The following is a 17,020-nucleotide window of genomic DNA, read 5'->3' on the forward strand; positions in this document are numbered from 1 at the left end:
GAGACGAATGAGTTAAAAGGCTGTTTACAGAAATAAATCATCTATTTCCTTGAAATATCGCCCAGTATCTTCGTCTTATTCGTTTTCTTATATTTAAAATTTTCGCAATTCCTGTACAAGTTCCGATAGGGCTTCAGCAATTTCCGAGTCCGCATGGTGCTGGAGTAAGCTTTCAAAGTCAGGCAGTGCTTGCTTCAATAATCGATAGCTATAGTCATAATAACTCCAAAAAGCTACCGGATCATAACCGCGTGCTTCTCCCTCTTCCCACTCCAGTTCATCTTCTTCTGGATCGCTGTCTGCCGGCCATAGATATTTTTCGTCCAGCAGTATGGTTAGAGATTCCACAGACTTCTGTGAATCCTCTTGTGCATTTTCCATGTCCAATGCTCCAACAACCGCATGATACAGTTCCAACTCACTCAGCGTGATATCATCCGAATTTCTCGTATGCATATTACGCAATAAGAAAAGTAACACCCATGGCGTAACCTGCCACAGTGTGCCTTGATGCTCTATCAGATCAGCAATTGCTGCGTACTCCCCGTTGGATATCAATTGTGGCAACTCCGTGCCCCTACCATAAGGAGTAGTCAGGCGGTGCCATGGCACCTCTGCTATTAAGAGATTATTCATCTTATGTGTATCCATAACCCCTCCTTCCTGGTCGGTATCTAAAACCTTCCCGATTTAAAAATGGAATACAGTAAAAAGGCAACCATTAAGAGAGCGACAACAAAGCCGATTTCAATAGCAGGTACGTTCCACAGCATGGTCGCCTGATGATTCAGCGATGAACCAATAATCAGTCCGACCATAATAATGCTGAACGCTAACAGCACGATACTGAATGACAGGCGGTTGCTGATCTGATCCAGCCTGCGCAGAAGCATTTCCAGCTCCGGCACAGTAACCTCCAGCTTAAGCTTGCCCTTGCTGATAATCGAGGCCAAATGTCTCGCCTGTCCTGGCAGTTCCATCAGCGTCTCCACCAGCTCGGTTGCACCACCCAGCAGCTTGCCTCGGATACGACGACCACTGAAGCGTTCCTTCAACAGCTTGTTACCAAAGGGCTCAGCCAAAGCGATAATACTGAGATCAGGGTCCAGATGCTCCACGACCCCCTCCAGTGTCAGCAACGCCTTGCCTAGCAACAGGACGTCCGACGGCAAACCAATCCGATGGCGCTGCGCTGCGCCAAATAGGTCGTTCAAAGCATCACCAATACTGACCTGTGAGAAAGGAACGTCTGAGTAATCTTCGCGTATCTTGTCCAGATCGGCACGCAGCGCATTCAGGTCGGTGTCCGGTTCGACCAGACCCAAACGTTCGATAGACCGAACCATGGCATCGGTATTTTTGCGCATCAGGGCAATAATGAGGGAAGCGAGATGATTCTTCATCTCTTCGCTCAGCCTTCCCGTCATGCCAAAGTCCAAATAAGCGAGACTGCCATTTTTCAGAACGAGTAAATTCCCCGGATGGGGATCGGCATGAAAAAAACCTTCCATAAAAATTTGATGCAGCATGCTGTTCACCAGCCGCTGCGCCAGTTCTTTCAAGTTATATCCACGGCGTAATAGCTCTTCACGACTACCCAAGTGAGTTCCGTCTAGAAACTCCATGGTCAGTATACGGGAAGAGGTATGATCCCAGTATATTTTCGGAATATAGATATGTGGGTCCTGCTCAAATTGGAGCGCAATCTTCTCTGTGTTACGGGCTTCATGGTTGTAATCCAGCTCCTGAATGAGCGATCTCCCCAGCTCCTCTACCATCTGGCGAAGCTGATACCGCTCTACCCATTCCCAGCGCTTGGCTGCCATAGCGGTCAGTTCCCGCAAAATGTCCAAATCTCGCCGAATGATGCGATTAACGCCAGGACGCTGGATTTTAATGGCGACCATTTCGCCGCTGTGCAGCTTGCCCAAATGCACTTGCCCGATCGAAGCAGCGGCCAGCGGAACATCGTCAAAACGAACCAGTATGTCCTCTAATGACGTGTCCAGCTCCTGCTCCAGAATGCCACGCGCCGTTTCAGATGAAAACGGCGGTACCTGATCCTGAAGCTTAACCAGCTCACGGATAATAGGCTCCGGCAGCAGGTCAGCACGTGTGCTTGCCAACTGTCCAAGCTTGATGAATGCAGGCCCGAGATCCTCCAGCACAAGTCGAATCCGTTCACCTAACGTTTTGGACTCGGGAGTTTCTCTCGTCAGCCACTTGCGAGGCAATGACAGCAGCTGGAACAGTCCCATTTCTTCCACCATATAGCCAAAGCCATGACGCGCCAGCGCCATGGCAATTTCCCGGTAACGACCGGCGTGCTTCATACGAACCGCCATTTTAATCCAGCCGGTTCGCTTCTTCAGCGTCGCTCGAACCCGTAAGCGCCGCCTTTTCTTTTTCCAGCTCCGCTACCTGTTTTTCCAACAATGCCACACGCTGCTCCAAACTTGTAACATCATTTTCGGTAGGTACTTCCAGCTCCTGCAAAATGCGGCTAACCTGTTCGCGGATCACTGTTTTGAATTGTCCCTGTTCCTCTGCCCCTCGTTCGATCAGACGATCGACCAGCGCTTTGGATTCCGAGGGCGCAAGTTCTCCCCGGTTTACGAGATCCTCGACGGCTTTCTCCACCTTTTCTTTGCTGACAACGGTGAGGCCCCACCCCAATGAGATGGCTTTTTTGAACAAATCGCTCATAATATATCCTCCCCTACCTGTGATTACCTATAGTATAACCTGAAAAGGGGAGCCGCATAAAGCTCGCAGCTCCCCTTCCTCAATGAATGGAATAATCTATGTTTAACCTGGAAAGCGTCCAGCCCACTTGGCAGCCTGAAGCAGCAACTTGCGGTATCCCTCGTGCTGGAAGCTTGGCTGATTATGTCCAGGCATCAAATAGACGACCCGACCCAAGCCATAGGACAGTGACCATGCCGCCGGCCACCACTCGCCCTCATGTTCATATTCCATCAGTAGTGTTTTTTCAGTGAATGGATCAAAGTCAAAACGATACGGTTCCTCTTGGATCTCAAACGGCTCGATTCCTTCCATAATCGGATGATCCAGGGCCGTCACTTTGAAGGAAAGCGGTCCGGCAGCCGGATGCCGCAAGAAACGCGCCCCCATTAATTGGGCAATTTCATACCGTCCTTGCAATGTGATTCCGTTATGCAGCACAAGCAATCCACCCCCGCCGCTAACATAGGACAGCAATCCTGCTGTTTGTTGAGGAGACAGAACCTCCTTGCGGCTATCACAGTACGAGATACATAGATCGAATGGGGTTAGATTTTCCTTGAGCAGCATTTTACGATTCTCACTGCATTGTACAGTCATCCAATCCTGTAAAATATGGCTAATCTCTTCGTCCACCCCTTGCAGCGGGTGAAACTCCGGATACGAATAATCTCCTAACAACAATGCTTTTCTTTTTTCCATGATAAATCCTCCTTGCCTGACTTGTATATAAGGACTTTAAAGGCGGGACCCGTGTCATTTATTCTTGTTTGTGGGGTCAAAACGCTCAGAAAATTCCGTTTGGCCCTCATCCATTTCCCATAACACCGCCATCATTGTCCGAGCTACGGCATATATAAATAATTCTACAGACGGCCTATTAAATCCTTTAGCAGAAGATTATAGCATATATGTTCGCTCGGGATAAACTTATTCAAAATTTATAAATCTGAACGATGGCGATTCGGCCTGTTTATGGTATACTCGTAAGAAAAAAAGTGCGTCCATGCCTGATTAACAATAAAGGGCCGCTTTTTGTAAGAATTTATGCTTGCGGTTATAGAATTGATAAGAATTGCCTCAAACCTTATACATTCTATAAATCTTAAAAAACCGGGGAGGTTGCATGAATGAAAAGGACTGGAATGACCCGGCCCTTGGACAGCTTGGGGCGAATTGTGCTACCTAAAGAGTTGCGCATGACGATGGAGATTGACATCGGCGATCCATTAGAGTTTTTTATTGAAGACCAGACACTCATGCTCCGTAAGTACAAATCAACCAATTGTATTTTTTGCGGTGCGGTTGATACCAACACCTACTTTAAAGATCAGTTTATCTGCGATGAATGTGCAGCCTCGATGAAAACGGAAGATTTACTTCCGGTCACCGCGACTGAAACCCATTCACCCCCACTTAAGCAAAATATGCATATGAAAAAAATTTATCAGCGCACAGATGTTATTTTGGAGAAAATGAGAGAGCTTATGGAAGAACATCCAGCATCTTCACAAAAACAACTCGCCTCCATGCTTGGTGTGAGTCAGGGAAGGATTTCCCAGCTGAAAAAGCTCATGTAAGCGAATCACCAAAAAAGTAATGTATACGCTTCCAAACTATGTAAGGTTTAAGTCTATTGATATTTAGAAAAGCCGGACCCTTTAGGGGACCCGGTTTTTTTGTTTATATGAAGTAGTAGACTCGTTTGCAAAACTATTGACCGTAAGCCCGGCATTGTTCTACCCAGCGTGCTGCCGCCTTGGGAAGAGAAGCGAGATGAATATGCGTGTAAGCTGCCAAAAGGTTCCCTTTCGCATAGCCCTCGCTCTGGAGACCACGCATTCCCTTGGTTTGATAGGCATAGGAGTAGGGGGCGGATGATTCATCATAGTGCATGACAGAATAATGAAATTCATGTCCCCGAATGGTCTCTCCAGCCTCCAGCAGCAAGCAATCCTGCAAAGCGGTTGCTTCCCGGTATCCCAGTGCGGCCCGTTTCTCTTGCATGCGGACGTCCGACGGAATAACCCCGGCCATGTGATGGGCATTACCCATACGATCCGTAAGTGTCCGTGCCAGTACCATATAACCGCCGCATTCGGCGAATACTGGCATATCCCGGCTCACCGCGTTGCGGATATCTTCCAAAAAGCCCGTATTTGCAGCGATATCTGCGGCAAACTCTTCGGGGAAACCGCCGCCCAGGTATAGGCCGCTTGCCTGCTCAGGTACGCGTTCTCCCGCCAGAGGACTGAAATAGACAATCTCTGCTCCCGCCTGACGTAGCAAATCCATATTTTCCGGGTAGTAAAAATTGAACGCCGCGTCTCTGGCGACGGCGATGACGGGACGTTCCTCGGTATCAGCTTCATGCCCTGCTGATGGAAGCCGATCCGGGGAAAATAATGGGTGCTCGGGCGGGCTGGGCGGCGGAGCCGAATCTGCCAATGCCCGCAGTGCATCCAGATCCGTACCCGCACGGATCAGCTCTGCCGCCCGTTGGAAAAGCGGCTCCAGCTCGCCGCGTTCCACAGCGGGTACCAGGCCCAGATGACGCTCGGGAATATCCAGCCCGTCATCACGCTTTAGCCAGCCGAGCACGGGGATGCCGCACTCCTGCTCAATCGCCTTTTTGACGATGCCATAGTGCCCTTGGCTACCGCAGCGATTCACAATTACGCCCACAATGCGCAGCTTGGGCTCCAAGCGCTGAAAGCCGAGCACAATAGCGGCGGCGCTTCGTGCCATACTGCGCACGTCGACCACCAGCAATACAGGGCTGTCCGTCAGCATGGCGATCTCAGCGGTCGAGCCGGTGTTGCTGAGTGGGTCCTTGCCGTCATATAGCCCCATGACACCTTCAATCACGGAAATATCCGCGCCTTCGGAAGCACGGATAAAGATTTCACGCACCGTATCTGGTGAGGTCATCCATGAATCCAGATTACGGGAAGAAGTCCCGGTCGCGGCAGTATGATAGGTCGGATCAATATAATCCGGTCCGCACTTAAAACCCTGCACTCGCAGGCCGCTATCGGCGAACGCCTTCATCAGCCCGAGTGTAACAGTCGTTTTGCCTGCACCGCTGCCTGTGCCAGCAACAACAATACGGCTTCTGCGCGTAGCGGCAGATGGATCAGACTGTACAGCCTGCTTCATGACGTCAGTCATAGGAAACCCGCGCTACAGACAACGTCATATTGCCGCTTTTTTTCTTCTCCAGCAACCAATGGTCTGCACATGAAGACAACAGGGCTGATGGTTCGCTGACCCCATATGCGCCAGTGTATTTGAAGACGGTTTCCGATGGATTGGGAAGCTGCACCGTATTCAGCTCTGACGGAGTATACGTCACCAGTTCCCAACCGTATTTGGCGCAAAGAGCAAGTAAGCCCTCTTCGTCCTTTTTCAGATCAATAGTGGCAATATTCCGTACGCTTTTCACGGACAAACGCAGCTCTTGCAAGGTGTCCAGCACACCCGCCTCCAGCTCCTCTAATGCAGTCCCACGGTTGCAGCCGATGCCAAGCACCAAGCTTTTCGGACGGTACAGCACGCCATTAGAAAGAAGCTGCTCCTCTTCCTCCGGCTCCAATAAACGGTCACTCACGACCAACGCGGCGTTAAATGGTTCTTGTAATGCTTCTGCCGTCGAAGCATATACCTTGATATGTCCAGGTACAGGCTTGTCATAACGCCACCAGTTCCGTTCGCCTGTCTCTTGTATGACCGCAACAGGCTCCTCGTTCACAACAGCGGCGCTCACAGGAGTGGCCTTGTCGAAGCTATCGACCACCCAACCCAATTCCCGACCAAACATGTCCACCGGAATCGTGCCCTGCACGTCTGATGCAGTCGTGATTACAGCACGTGCGCCTAGTACAGCCGCTACATGGCGGGTCAATTCATTGGCGCCACCCAAATGGCCAGACAATACGCTAATGACATGCTCGCCGCGATCATCAATGACAACTACCGCTGGGTCTACCTTTTTATCCACCAAAATTGGTGCAATCATACGAACTACTGCACCGAGAGAAATAAACAAAATAATTCCGTTATATTGTTTAAATAAATCCGGCAAAATCAGCTTGACCGAGCCTTCGAACAACTGAATGCCACGCTCCTGCTCGTCGCCACGCTCAAACTTGGACATGTAATACACATCCGTGCCCGGAAAGCTGGCTCCCAAATTGCGGACCATTTCCACTCCATGCTTCGTGATCGCCACAGCGGCAAACGGATTACTCACCGGGCTTCACTCCCTTCCGGTAGCCATGGGTGAACGACTTGTCGTACAGCTTGGAACGATGCGCGTCCTTGTCCACCAGTCCAGGGTCCAGCGCCCAGCCTGCCAGAATCATGGCATGCATCGTAATGCCTGCTGCACGCAGATCAGCTGGCAATTGGGCAAGCGTCGTGCGTACGATCTTTTGATCCGGCCAGGTCGCTCGCTGTACAACCGCTACAGGTGTGTCCTCACTCCAGCCTGCCGCCAGAAACTCAACGACTACCTTCTTCGCCAGCGTTGCACTGAGGAATAAGGCCACTGTGCAGTGATGGGATGCCAAATCACGCAGCTTTTCCCGATCCGGTACAGGTGTACGGCCTTCGGCACGCGTCAGAATGACGGTCTGCGTCAGGTCAGGCACAGTTAGCTCTGCACCCAACACGGCCGCAGAAGCAAAGACCGAGCTGACGCCCGGCACGATTTCGTATGCTACTCCGCGCTGCTTCAGCAACACCATTTGCTCCAAAATGGCACCGTACACTGCCGGATCGCCTGTATGTACGCGAGCTACACTGCGTCCAGCCTGCACAGCCTCGCTCATAATCTCGACCTGCCGCTCCAGATCCATGCCTGAGCTTTGCAGTACCTGCGCCTCTGGTTTGGCCGTGGCAATCAACTCGTCGTTCACGAGTGAATCCGTGTACAATACCACATCGGCCGTGCGTAGAATCCGGGAGCCTTTGACAGTAATCAGCTCCGGGTCGCCGGGACCTGCTCCTACGATATATACTTTTGGCTCCAACGTCATTTGCTCACCACCATTAAACTCAAATATTCAAGTTCCTGTCCGCGCAGCTCACGTGCGTTGCGCCATACCATTTCATAAGGAGAAGTGACCTTGGTAATGACAGATGCACGGCCCCCAAGATTGAGTTCATCCAGCACATCCAAAATCAAATCCAGCACCTTGGCAACCTTGATAAACACGACCGTATCGTGATTCTCAATCGCCCGCTTCATCGCTTCCCGATCATCCGTAGCCGGAATAATACCGACCTGCTGATCTCCGTCTGCCAAAGGCAATTCCAGCGCTGCCGCCGCCCCCAACACAGACGAAATGCCCGGAATAGATACAATCGGCACCTCAGGATGGAGATCCTTCATGAGCCGTGCCAAATGAATAAAGGTACTGTACAGATTAGGGTCTCCCTCTGTGACAAAGGCTACATCCTTGCCTTGACTCAGTGCCTCCCAGCAAGCAACCACCGTTTTGTTCCATTCACGCTCCAGTACAACCGGGTCCTTGGTCATTGGAAAAATGAGTCCCAGCATCTCCTTTTCCTCCGGATTGACGTACAACTCCACAATCTCGTGAGCATACGACTTACCTCCCCGGCGTTTCTTCGGATAAGCCACAACTGCACATTCCTGAATCATGCGATACGCCTTGACTGTAATCAGCTCGGGATCACCCGGCCCCACGCCTACGCCGTAAAGTGTTCCTGTTGCCGCTGTATTCATGCTGTCTCTCTCCCCCTCTTGAATTACCAGCTTACTCCCCTGCTACTTCATCAGCCACGTCCACCACCGGCTGTCCTGTAATAACATATATCGGATTGAGTCCATCAAAACGAGTCATATTCAAAATCGGCTTGCTACGCGCTGTTTGCAGTAACGTCACCGAAGTATCGAGTCCTGCTGCTTGCATCGCCTTCATACCGTCATGCAGCGTCTCAATCGTTGCAGCATTCACTACAATTCGTCCATCCTTACGCAGACGGGAAGCGCACAGACGAATCAGCTCAGCCAATTCTCCCCCGCTCCCACCGATAAACACCGCATCCGGGTCTGGCAGATCTTCCAATCCGGCAGGCGCTTTGGCATGAATGACCGGGAAATCGGTACGGAATTTGATTTTGTTTGCTTCGACATTAGCCAGATCACCTTCGTTCTTTTCAATAGCAAATACTTGCCCGTACTTGGCCAGGCGCGCACATTCCACAGCTACAGAGCCGGAGCCTGCGCCGATGTCCCATACGATGCTTCGCTCTGTCAGACGTAGCTCGGACAAGCTGAATACGCGTACTTCACGCTTCGTGATCAGCCCTTTTTCCGGCTTGCGCTGGTGAAATTCTGCATCCTCGAAGCCAAATCCCCGACGAATTGCAGGCACGTCTTCTCCCTTACGGCGGCGTAAAATAACCACATTCAATGGTTGGAACGTTCTCTGCGCCATCTCTTCCAGCGTATAATGCTGATAGGCCTCATCCGGTCCGCCCAAATGCTCGCCGACAAAGGCATCATATTCCGTCATGCCATAATGCAGCAGATAGGCAGCGACGGCGGCGGGATGATTTCGGTCATCCGTCAGCAGCGCGACCTTGTTCTGTCCGTCAATCCGCTGCGCCAATCCGGTCATCGGACGGCCGTGTACGCTTTCCAGCACCGCATCCTGCCAGCTTTCACCGAGACGCGCAAACGCCAGCTGAACCGAGCTGAGATGCGGCAAAATATCCAGATGTTCAGCCCCCAGCTTGGCAGACAAATAACCTGCAATTCCAAAAAAAAGCGGATCGCCTGACGCAAGCACGACAATATCCTTGTCCTTGCGCAACCGTCCCAATTCTTCTACCACGGCAGATAAGCCGCTCTTTAATGCTCGTTTTTCCCCTGCGAATGCCTTGAAAAAGGCTAGCTGGCGTTCTCCACCAACCAGCAGGTCGGCACGCTCAATGTGCTCCAGCGTCTCCTGCGACAGACCTGCCGCTCCATTTTCACCGATACCAATGACACGAATCACTCTACTCACCGACTCTCGCCCTCCCCAGCACGTTCCCTTTCATCGTTACCAGTACCATTTCCACGACAATTCCACCACCTGCATGATCCAGACAATGCTGACATCCATAGGTACACAGCTTTTCAAAAAAGCTCAGCGCATTCGCTTCGGTCATCATATCCGCCACCTGCGTAGCTGTATTTGCCTCTGCCACTGCCGCTGCAAGCGACTCGTCCACACCTGCTTCACGTGCGACCTCAGCCAAAAAGCCAAAGTCCACCGGAGCGCTCTTGGAGTGAACCATCATGACACCTTGAGCTACCTTCGACAGCTTGCCGGGCATACCGACGAGAATAATCTTTTTCATTCCCAGCCGTTTCCCGTGCTTAATGGCAAAGCCGACAAAATCCCCCATCTGAATAAAGGCCTCTTCCGTCAGCTGATCGTACATTTGCATCGCATATTTTTCACTACTGCCACCTGTGGTCAGGACTATTTCCTGGCAGTTCATCGCTTGCGCAACCGATATGGCCTGCACGACACTGGCTTTATAAGCTGACGTGGAAAACGGAACGACCACACCACGCGTACCTAGTATGGAAATACCGCCAAGAATGCCAAGTCGCCCGTTCAACGTCTTCTTGGCAATTTCTTCACCGTCCGGTACGCTGATGACGACACGGACACCTTTGGCCGATCCATGCTCCTCAAGCACGCCTGTCACAGCCTCCGTAATCATCCGGCGCGGCACCGGATTAATCGCTGCTTCCCCGACAGGCACAGGCAGACCGGGCTTTGTTACCCGCCCCACGCCGATGCCACCGTCCAGCTCAATGCCCGGCTCCTCGCGCCAGCTAACGGACGCGATAATTTTCGCCTGATGCGTGGCATCTGGATCATCGCCACCGTCCTTGATCGTCGTGCAGGAAGCTTCGTCCGCGTCCAACACAGGCTCGATCAGCTCAAACGCATGATCAAAGCCCGCGGGCAGCGATATCACTGCTTCCTTCGGCGGAATGCCCGTGATGAGCAGTTGTACCGCTCCTTTGGCCACTGCAGCCGCACAAGCTCCAGTCGTAAAGCCTGACCGCATTGGCTTGTCCGGTGCGGGAGCTTCACCGCTTTTCATCCGTTTGGGCCTGTCAACGGACGCCGCTTCCTTTTCCATGCCAATTCCTCCTTAACCTCTTCTGCTGATCATGTTCCAATTCATTTCATGATACAGCAAACGGACAACCGCATCTAGCGGACAGCCATTAAGGAGATCGCATTCAATGCTGCTACGACAATTGTACTGCCGCCCTTGCGTCCAATATTCGTAATGAACGGAATATCCAGCTTGCGCAGCTCGTCCTTGGATTCTGCCGCCGAGACGAAGCCTACGGGCATGCCAATTACCAGTCCGGGCTTAGCCGCTCCTTCTTTTACCAGACGAATTAACTCCAGCAACGCTGTCGGTGCATTACCAATGGCATAGATACCGCCTTCACCCGCCTGAATCGCTTTGCGCATCGAAATAATGGCACGTGTCGTATTCAGCCTTTTCGCTTCTTCCATGACATCAGGGTCAGATATGTACACATGCACATCCCCACCAAATTGACGGATACGATCCTTGCTCAGCCCCGCTTGAATCATTTGCACATCCGCCACTACCTGCTGCCCTGCGCGAATAGCTGCAACCCCGGCTTCAATCGCTTTTGGATGAAACACCATGCTGCGGCCCAGCTCAAAATCAGCAGATGCATGAATGACACGCTGTACAACGGGATATTGCTCTGCTGTAAAAGGATGCTCTCCCAGTTCTTCAGTGATCATCTCGAAGCTTTTGCCCTCAATCTCCTGCGGCTGTACCGTTAGCGGTTTGAAATCTGTTTTAAAATCCATCGTATCGACCACTCCCTTATGGAAAATTAGAAAATTAAATTAGCTTAGAACATTAAAGTTACCTATTGTTCCACTACGCAGTCGGATGGTGCTTCCCATCGCCACCGCCCCCGGATTCCTTGAATAAAACCTATGATCAGCGTAGAAATCCGGGGACAAAAGCGACCGCTACGCTTGTACAGCACCATTCCGACTACTCCGTTTTATGTTCATTTTTCAAGTTCGTCTTATATAGGGAAAATGACATTCATGTTAAGGAGTTACAAACACCTCTACACAAAAACTGCACATTTTAAGATGACTATATTTTAAATACACGCCAGAAATCGTTCTGAATTCATCGGATTGACTGGACCGACCAGCTTCATAGGCTTATGTCTTAAAGCACAGACTCCTCTTTGTCTATACGCAGAGCGTCAATCACTCCGTCGAAATGATCAAATACTGTGCCGAATTCCACTTCCGGCCTGGAAATCAAAAGTACGTGAATCCCCAGCTCCAATGCAGATTGAACCTTTTCATCCACTGCTCCCGTGCGTCCGCTTTCCTTGGTGACCATCACGGTCGTGCCATAGTGCTTGTACAATGCTTCATTCATCTCGCGGGAAAAGGGTCCCTGCATGGCAATAATATTTTTTTGCTCCATGCCCAGCTCGCCGCATTTCTCCATATTGTCCAAGCGCGGAAGCATGCGTGCAACCAGACGAATCTCCGGGTCTCCGAGTAAATGCTTGGTGAACGTGCCGAGCGTCTTACTGCCTGTCGTAAGCATTACAGAGCCTTTGAGTTGCTTCGCTTCTAATGCGGCCTCTTCATAGGAAGACACGATGTGGAGCAACGGATGATTGTCATACACCAGTCCCGCCCGCTCGTAGCGAATATAAGGAACTCCGGATACGCGAGCGGCTGTCATCGCATTCGCATGTGCTTCTTCTGCAAAAGGATGACTGGCATCAACGACGGCCAGTATTCCCTGCTCCCGAATCATTGCACTCATTTCATCGGCTGTCATTCGGCCTGTACGTACGTCTAGTCCCGCTTCGGACAAGCTGGCTGCCGCGCTTTCGGTTACGACCGAGGTCAATACGTTAAAGCCATTGTCACGGATTTGCAGCGCCAATTCCCTAGCGTCGCTCGTTCCGCATAGCATGAATATCATGAGCCCTTCACCTGCCCGCTTCCGTTCACTACAGATGGCGTATGTGAATGCTCGTGATGGTGATCATGGTCATCATGGCTTTGAGCATGGACATGCTCATGAGTGTGATCGTGGCTGTGTGTATGGTGATCATGATCATGATCGTGATCGTGGCCATGGTCATGGTCGTGGTGATGATGGTGGTGCTCCTGTGCCTCCAGACGGAACTGGCAGTTATCACAATTGGCCGTAACCTTGCCAAACAAGCCTTCCTTAGCTCGCTCCAGCACCAGTTCAATCAATTGGGGATGGAAACCAAAATATCCGCCCATCTCCACTTGTAATGCAGGATGAGCCTCGGCAAATTCCTGGGTCATTTCTCCGATGCGCTTAATCAGCACACCCGTGAACAGAAAATAGGGAAGCACGATAATCTTTTTGGCCCCCAATCGTACACAACGCTCCAATCCATCGGGAAAAGAAGGCTGCGTCACACCGATAAAGCTGCTCTCTACCCACGTATAAGAAAGCTGCTCCCACAGCATACGGGTGATTTTGAAAAAGTCACTGTTCGCATCTGGATCGCTACTTCCGCGTCCTAATACAAGTACCGCCGTTTCTTCGTCGGATACCTCGGCAAATGCCTCTACAGCACTATTCATTCCCGCTGGAATTGCAACCGGACGTGCCTCTTTCAAGCGGCTTTGCAGAATGCTGACGATTTTCTCGTGAACACCAATCGGACGTCCGTATACAAATTCCACCTGCGGATATTTCGCCTTTGCCTGGTCAATAGCCATCGGAATATCAATTTTGGCATGTACCGCTGCGAACAAGATAATCGGAATAAGAACGACACGCGTCGCCCCTTTCTCCATACATGTTTGCATCCCATCAGCAATGCTGGGACGTGCCAACTCCAAGAAACAGGTTTCCACGCACATATCCGGTACCCGGTCTGCCACTGCCTGTGCAAATTCCAGCAATTCCTGGTTCCCCTCCGGGTCCCGACTTCCATGTCCAACCAACAATATTGCATCCACTGCTGTTTTTTCCTCCTCTTTAATAGGGATAACCTGCATGACGCCCTATTTTATATATATGCTTGTATTCAGTTCATCAGGCCTTCAGTCCATTAATCACCACAAACCGCATTCACTTCTACCGTTGCTGGTGCATCTTCATGCCGGAAACCCGCAACGACACCTACACGTTTAAAAAATTTATGAAAACGCTCGTTCGGGTGCCCTTTTTCCTTATATTCAGCGATAACATTCTCCACGATGTCAGTAATCTGATCACCTGGAATCCCTTCCGCTACAGGCTGAGCGGCATGAGCATTGCGGCCGAATTTTTTGCCGCCGAGGAAGAGATCGTATCCTCCCTTGCGATAGACGATTCCGATATCCTCCAGCACCGCTCCATAGCAAGCCATACCGCATCCGTTCAATGCAATACTCGTTTCCTTGGGTGCCTGTAATCCGCCAAGTACAACCTGTAGATGCTCAGCCACAGGTACAGCGTCATCCTTCTCCATATTACAGAAGTCGCACGCCTTCACCTTAAACACATCGCCAATCGGCATGACGATGAATCGTTCATCCCGCAGCCGTCCGACCAGTTCCTCGGGATCTGCGCACGGTACACGCAGCACGATCTGATGATCTGGCGTGTATTCCAACTCGCCGTCATCACCCGCTACCTCGGCGAGCAGCGCCATCTGGCGAGCGGTGAACTTCTTGTTTCCCACACCCGGGGAAACGCCCACCTCAAACAGCGCAGGCTTGCCAAAGCCGCCTGTCGCCGTCCCGGCTGTAGCCCCCGCTCCGGCCACCGCTGACGTTCCGGCGGTGCTCTCGGCGGTAGGCGCTTGCCCGCTCCAGCGAGCGTTGGCTGCACCAGGCAGCTTGCCGCCAACAGCGAGGCGGCTTAGTGCCTCTGCTGCCAGCGATGCTGGGGCTGCGCCGGTTTGCACCGCAGTCGTTGCCTGCACGGCAGCCATCGCTTGCGGGCGTGCCTGCGTCGCAACCGCAGCGCCGCTCGCGGAGGGTCCAGCGGGCGTAGTCGGTGCTGCGCCTGCCTGCGGTGTATCCTCTTGTGCGCCCAGCGACCACGGCTCCGCTTCCGTGCGGAGACGCTGGTGCGGCTTGAGTGCCTGCTCGGTCGCATCTAATGTGTATTTGCGCTGATATCCGCGCGGAGTCACGATCAAGCCGTCATACACCGTCGTCGAGGAATTGCCGATGATTACAGTCGTCAGCATCCCAATGTCATGGTTGAGCATATCTTCCAGCGTCGTTACAATAACTTGCTGACGTTCACGATAAGCACTTTTCACCAACCCGACTGGAGTTTGCGGATCGCGGTAACGCAGCAAAATGGACTGCGTCTCCACAATCTGGCGGGTACGCCGACCACTGCGCGGGTTGTATAATGCAATCACAAAATCGGCCGAAGCCGCTGCTTCTACGCGCTTCACAATCGTTTCCCATGGGGTTAGATGATCACTCAGACTGATCGTGCACGCATCATGCATAACTGGCGCCCCCAACAGTGAAGCACAGGACTGAATAGCCGAAATCCCCGGTACGACTTCTACCTCAACTCCGTCCTCGCGTCGCCAGCCTTTTTGCATCAGTACCTCATACACCAGTCCTGCCATACCATAGACTCCCGCATCTCCACTGGAAATGACAGCTACCTTCTTGCCCATCTCTGCTTGGCGAACCGCCTCCTGCGCACGGCTCACTTCCTCTGTCATCCCTGTGCGTACAATCTCCTGTCCGTTCAACAACGGACGGATCAAATCAACGTAGGTATTGTAGCCGATAATGACCTCACTTTCGGCCAGCGCATCCAGCGCCCGTTTTGTGATATGTTCCATATCTCCTGGTCCAAATCCAATCACCAGCAATTTTCCTAATCGGCTCATCGTGCTCCTCCTATTCATCCTTTTCAGGGCAGCTATGCTATCTATTTCAATGATTTATGCACATCGTGTAACTCAAAAAACCCCATCCTGCCCGGATGGGGTTTCTATGTACGCATCTCTCATCAGACGAACAAACAGCGTAAGAAGACACTATTTGTCTTCCTCCAGCCTGCCGTTGTTTTCCATCTGACTGTTTACGCTTCAAACGCTGCTGCACGTTCATATCCACGCAAACCTCTAGCCAACATGGAAAAAGCAACGTGTGCCTGATTTCCTGATTTCGTACACCATCCTCTCCGCGAAGGTTAACGGTGCATACAGATCAAGGTAGGTCTCCTGGCTTGGCATCAACGGATTCTTTCGTCTTCCCCGTTTTTCACGAGTGACCATTTTAAAAAATCCTCTTCCTTACAGTGGCGGGACCGCTCGGGATTTGCACCCGATTCCCTGTTACCCTTTGCTCAACCGCAAAGGCACCTTGTCTGTCCGCTATTTGATTATGGGTCTTATCATAACCTTGCCTCAATCAGTTGTGCAAGCACGAAAAACGCTTTATTTCAAGTTCTCTGCTTTATTTTTTAACATATGTAGCAATTCGTCCGGGTCCGCAGAGATACTTAATAACGCTGGGTGCTCAGCCCCGGTAAACCCTTCTTGCACGCTATGACGCACCATTTCTACTAACGGGTCAAAATATCCATTCACATTCAACAGCCCAATGGGCTTGCGATGAATCCCGATTTGCGCCCAGCACAATACCTCGAATAGCTCCTCGAAGGTTCCCAAGCCACCCGGAAGGGCGATAAACGCATCGGCCATCTCGCTCATTGCCGCTTTGCGCTCATGCATGCTTGCTACCTCAATAAATTCGGTAACTCCCCGATGAATGATCTCTGCATCAAATAACAGGGTGGGCATAATGCCAGTGACCTGACCGTCACCCGCCAGCATTCCATCCGCCACCTCTCCCATCAGCCCCCTGCTAGAGCCACCATAGATCAGACGGATATGATGGCGAGCCATGGCTTCCCCCAGCTTGCCTGCAGCCTCAACATATACCGATGAATGTCCAGGTCTGGACCCGGCAAATACGCAAATAGAATTCATTAACGTCTCAGCTCCTGTCCTAAGTATCATGCATCGAAACTTATTCATTATATTAGATAAACATTTTCGCTATAACAAAAATCTTTGTCGATGCATGTCCAACAAAAAAAGATAAAGACCTCGTAGGCCCTTATCTTTATTTTACTCTGTATCCCAAAATATAAGTTCATTTTTTAGCATACTGCATTTATAATTTTGATC

At 51.3% G+C, this 17,020-nt stretch carries 16 protein-coding genes and 1 riboswitch; of the genes, 1 reads left to right on the forward strand and 15 read right to left on the reverse strand.

Annotated elements, in window-relative coordinates; genetic code table 11:
- Positions 1–93: 93 nt before the first annotated feature.
- The 4 genes from KAI36_RS24890 to KAI36_RS24905 form a co-directional block, all read right to left on the reverse strand.
- Complete coding sequence (locus tag KAI36_RS24890; RefSeq protein WP_220026280.1) at positions 94–651, reverse strand: hypothetical protein; 558 nt, start codon at positions 649–651, stop codon at positions 94–96.
- Positions 652–674: 23 nt separating this feature from the next.
- On the reverse strand, positions 675–2,345 hold the full coding sequence (locus KAI36_RS24895; RefSeq protein WP_023990781.1) for an ABC1 kinase family protein: 1,671 nt from the start codon (positions 2,343–2,345) through the stop codon (positions 675–677).
- 1 nt (position 2,346) lies between these two features.
- Positions 2,347–2,706, reverse strand: a complete 360-nt coding sequence (locus KAI36_RS24900) for a phasin family protein (RefSeq protein ID WP_013312404.1) — start codon at positions 2,704–2,706, stop codon at positions 2,347–2,349.
- 102 nt (positions 2,707–2,808) lie between these two features.
- Positions 2,809–3,447, reverse strand: coding sequence for a ThuA domain-containing protein (locus tag KAI36_RS24905; RefSeq protein ID WP_220026281.1), 639 nt, complete (start codon positions 3,445–3,447; stop codon positions 2,809–2,811).
- Positions 3,448–3,875: 428 nt separating this feature from the next.
- Here KAI36_RS24905 and KAI36_RS24910 point away from each other — a divergent pair, with 428 nt between their 5' ends.
- Positions 3,876–4,325 carry an AbrB/MazE/SpoVT family DNA-binding domain-containing protein gene (locus KAI36_RS24910; protein ID WP_023990783.1) on the forward strand — a complete coding sequence of 150 codons (450 nt, stop codon included), beginning with the start codon at positions 3,876–3,878 and terminating at the stop codon, positions 4,323–4,325.
- A 133-nt stretch (positions 4,326–4,458) separates the two neighbouring features.
- Here KAI36_RS24910 and KAI36_RS24915 read toward each other — a convergent pair whose 3' ends face one another.
- From KAI36_RS24915 to KAI36_RS24965, 11 genes are all read right to left on the reverse strand, one after another.
- Positions 4,459–5,916, reverse strand: coding sequence for a cobyrinic acid a,c-diamide synthase CobB (locus KAI36_RS24915; RefSeq protein WP_220026282.1), 1,458 nt, complete (start codon positions 5,914–5,916; stop codon positions 4,459–4,461).
- Positions 5,909–6,997 carry a cobalt-precorrin 5A hydrolase gene (locus tag KAI36_RS24920; RefSeq protein ID WP_220026283.1) on the reverse strand — a complete coding sequence of 363 codons (1,089 nt, stop codon included), beginning with the start codon at positions 6,995–6,997 and terminating at the stop codon, positions 5,909–5,911. Before KAI36_RS24920 ends, KAI36_RS24915 begins: the two co-directional genes overlap by 8 nt.
- Positions 6,990–7,784 carry a precorrin-4 C(11)-methyltransferase gene (gene cobM / locus KAI36_RS24925; protein ID WP_013373518.1) on the reverse strand — a complete coding sequence of 265 codons (795 nt, stop codon included), beginning with the start codon at positions 7,782–7,784 and terminating at the stop codon, positions 6,990–6,992. Before cobM ends, KAI36_RS24920 begins: the two co-directional genes overlap by 8 nt.
- Entirely contained in the window at positions 7,781–8,497 is a 717-nt protein-coding gene (gene cobI, locus KAI36_RS24930; RefSeq protein ID WP_220026284.1) for a precorrin-2 C(20)-methyltransferase, read from the reverse strand. The genes cobM and cobI overlap by 4 nt, the downstream gene beginning before the upstream one ends.
- Before the next feature lie 31 nt (positions 8,498–8,528).
- Positions 8,529–9,785 (reverse strand): precorrin-6y C5,15-methyltransferase (decarboxylating) subunit CbiE, encoded by a 1,257-nt coding sequence (cbiE, locus tag KAI36_RS24935; protein WP_220026285.1) that lies wholly within the window; start codon positions 9,783–9,785, stop codon positions 8,529–8,531.
- A complete protein-coding gene (locus KAI36_RS24940; protein ID WP_160788661.1) occupies positions 9,778–10,923 on the reverse strand; it encodes a cobalt-precorrin-5B (C(1))-methyltransferase in 1,146 nt (381 codons plus the stop codon). Before KAI36_RS24940 ends, cbiE begins: the two co-directional genes overlap by 8 nt.
- A gap of 74 nt (positions 10,924–10,997) precedes the next feature.
- Positions 10,998–11,642, reverse strand: coding sequence for a precorrin-8X methylmutase (locus KAI36_RS24945; RefSeq protein WP_013312413.1), 645 nt, complete (start codon positions 11,640–11,642; stop codon positions 10,998–11,000).
- 379 nt (positions 11,643–12,021) lie between these two features.
- Positions 12,022–12,801, reverse strand: coding sequence for a precorrin-6A reductase (gene cobK, locus KAI36_RS24950; protein WP_220026286.1), 780 nt, complete (start codon positions 12,799–12,801; stop codon positions 12,022–12,024).
- Complete coding sequence (locus KAI36_RS24955; protein WP_220028200.1) at positions 12,798–13,823, reverse strand: sirohydrochlorin chelatase; 1,026 nt, start codon at positions 13,821–13,823, stop codon at positions 12,798–12,800. Before KAI36_RS24955 ends, cobK begins: the two co-directional genes overlap by 4 nt.
- A gap of 92 nt (positions 13,824–13,915) precedes the next feature.
- Entirely contained in the window at positions 13,916–15,712 is a 1,797-nt protein-coding gene (gene cobJ / locus KAI36_RS24960; RefSeq protein ID WP_220026287.1) for a precorrin-3B C(17)-methyltransferase, read from the reverse strand.
- Between the two features lie 309 nt (positions 15,713–16,021).
- Positions 16,022–16,207, reverse strand: a riboswitch (cobalamin riboswitch).
- Between the two features lie 57 nt (positions 16,208–16,264).
- Positions 16,265–16,819, reverse strand: a complete 555-nt coding sequence (locus tag KAI36_RS24965) for an LOG family protein (RefSeq protein WP_023990794.1) — start codon at positions 16,817–16,819, stop codon at positions 16,265–16,267.
- Positions 16,820–17,020: the final 201 nt, after the last annotated feature.

This window comes from Paenibacillus sp. S02 (assembly GCF_019454065.1).
GTDB lineage: Bacteria > Bacillota > Bacilli > Paenibacillales > Paenibacillaceae > Paenibacillus > Paenibacillus polymyxa_B.

Excerpts from the sequence above, each read along its gene's own strand:
- KAI36_RS24890 (WP_220026280.1), bottom strand. The coding sequence starts at position 651 with ATGGATACACATAAGATGAATAATCTCTTAATAGCAGAGGTGCCATGG.
- KAI36_RS24940 (WP_160788661.1), bottom strand. The coding sequence starts at position 10,923 with ATGGAAAAGGAAGCGGCGTCCGTTGACAGGCCCAAACGGATGAAAAGC.
- KAI36_RS24900 (WP_013312404.1), bottom strand. The coding sequence starts at position 2,706 with ATGAGCGATTTGTTCAAAAAAGCCATCTCATTGGGGTGGGGCCTCACC.
- KAI36_RS24905 (WP_220026281.1), bottom strand. The coding sequence starts at position 3,447 with ATGGAAAAAAGAAAAGCATTGTTGTTAGGAGATTATTCGTATCCGGAG.
- KAI36_RS24915 (WP_220026282.1), bottom strand. The coding sequence starts at position 5,916 with ATGACTGACGTCATGAAGCAGGCTGTACAGTCTGATCCATCTGCCGCT.
- KAI36_RS24965 (WP_023990794.1), bottom strand. The coding sequence starts at position 16,819 with ATGAATTCTATTTGCGTATTTGCCGGGTCCAGACCTGGACATTCATCG.
- cobJ (WP_220026287.1), bottom strand. The coding sequence starts at position 15,712 with ATGAGCCGATTAGGAAAATTGCTGGTGATTGGATTTGGACCAGGAGAT.
- KAI36_RS24910 (WP_023990783.1), top strand. The coding sequence starts at position 3,876 with ATGAAAAGGACTGGAATGACCCGGCCCTTGGACAGCTTGGGGCGAATT.
- cobM (WP_013373518.1), bottom strand. The coding sequence starts at position 7,784 with ATGACGTTGGAGCCAAAAGTATATATCGTAGGAGCAGGTCCCGGCGAC.
- cobI (WP_220026284.1), bottom strand. The coding sequence starts at position 8,497 with ATGAATACAGCGGCAACAGGAACACTTTACGGCGTAGGCGTGGGGCCG.
- cobK (WP_220026286.1), bottom strand. The coding sequence starts at position 12,801 with ATGATATTCATGCTATGCGGAACGAGCGACGCTAGGGAATTGGCGCTG.
- KAI36_RS24895 (WP_023990781.1), bottom strand. The coding sequence starts at position 2,345 with ATGGCGGTTCGTATGAAGCACGCCGGTCGTTACCGGGAAATTGCCATG.
- KAI36_RS24945 (WP_013312413.1), bottom strand. The coding sequence starts at position 11,642 with ATGGATTTTAAAACAGATTTCAAACCGCTAACGGTACAGCCGCAGGAG.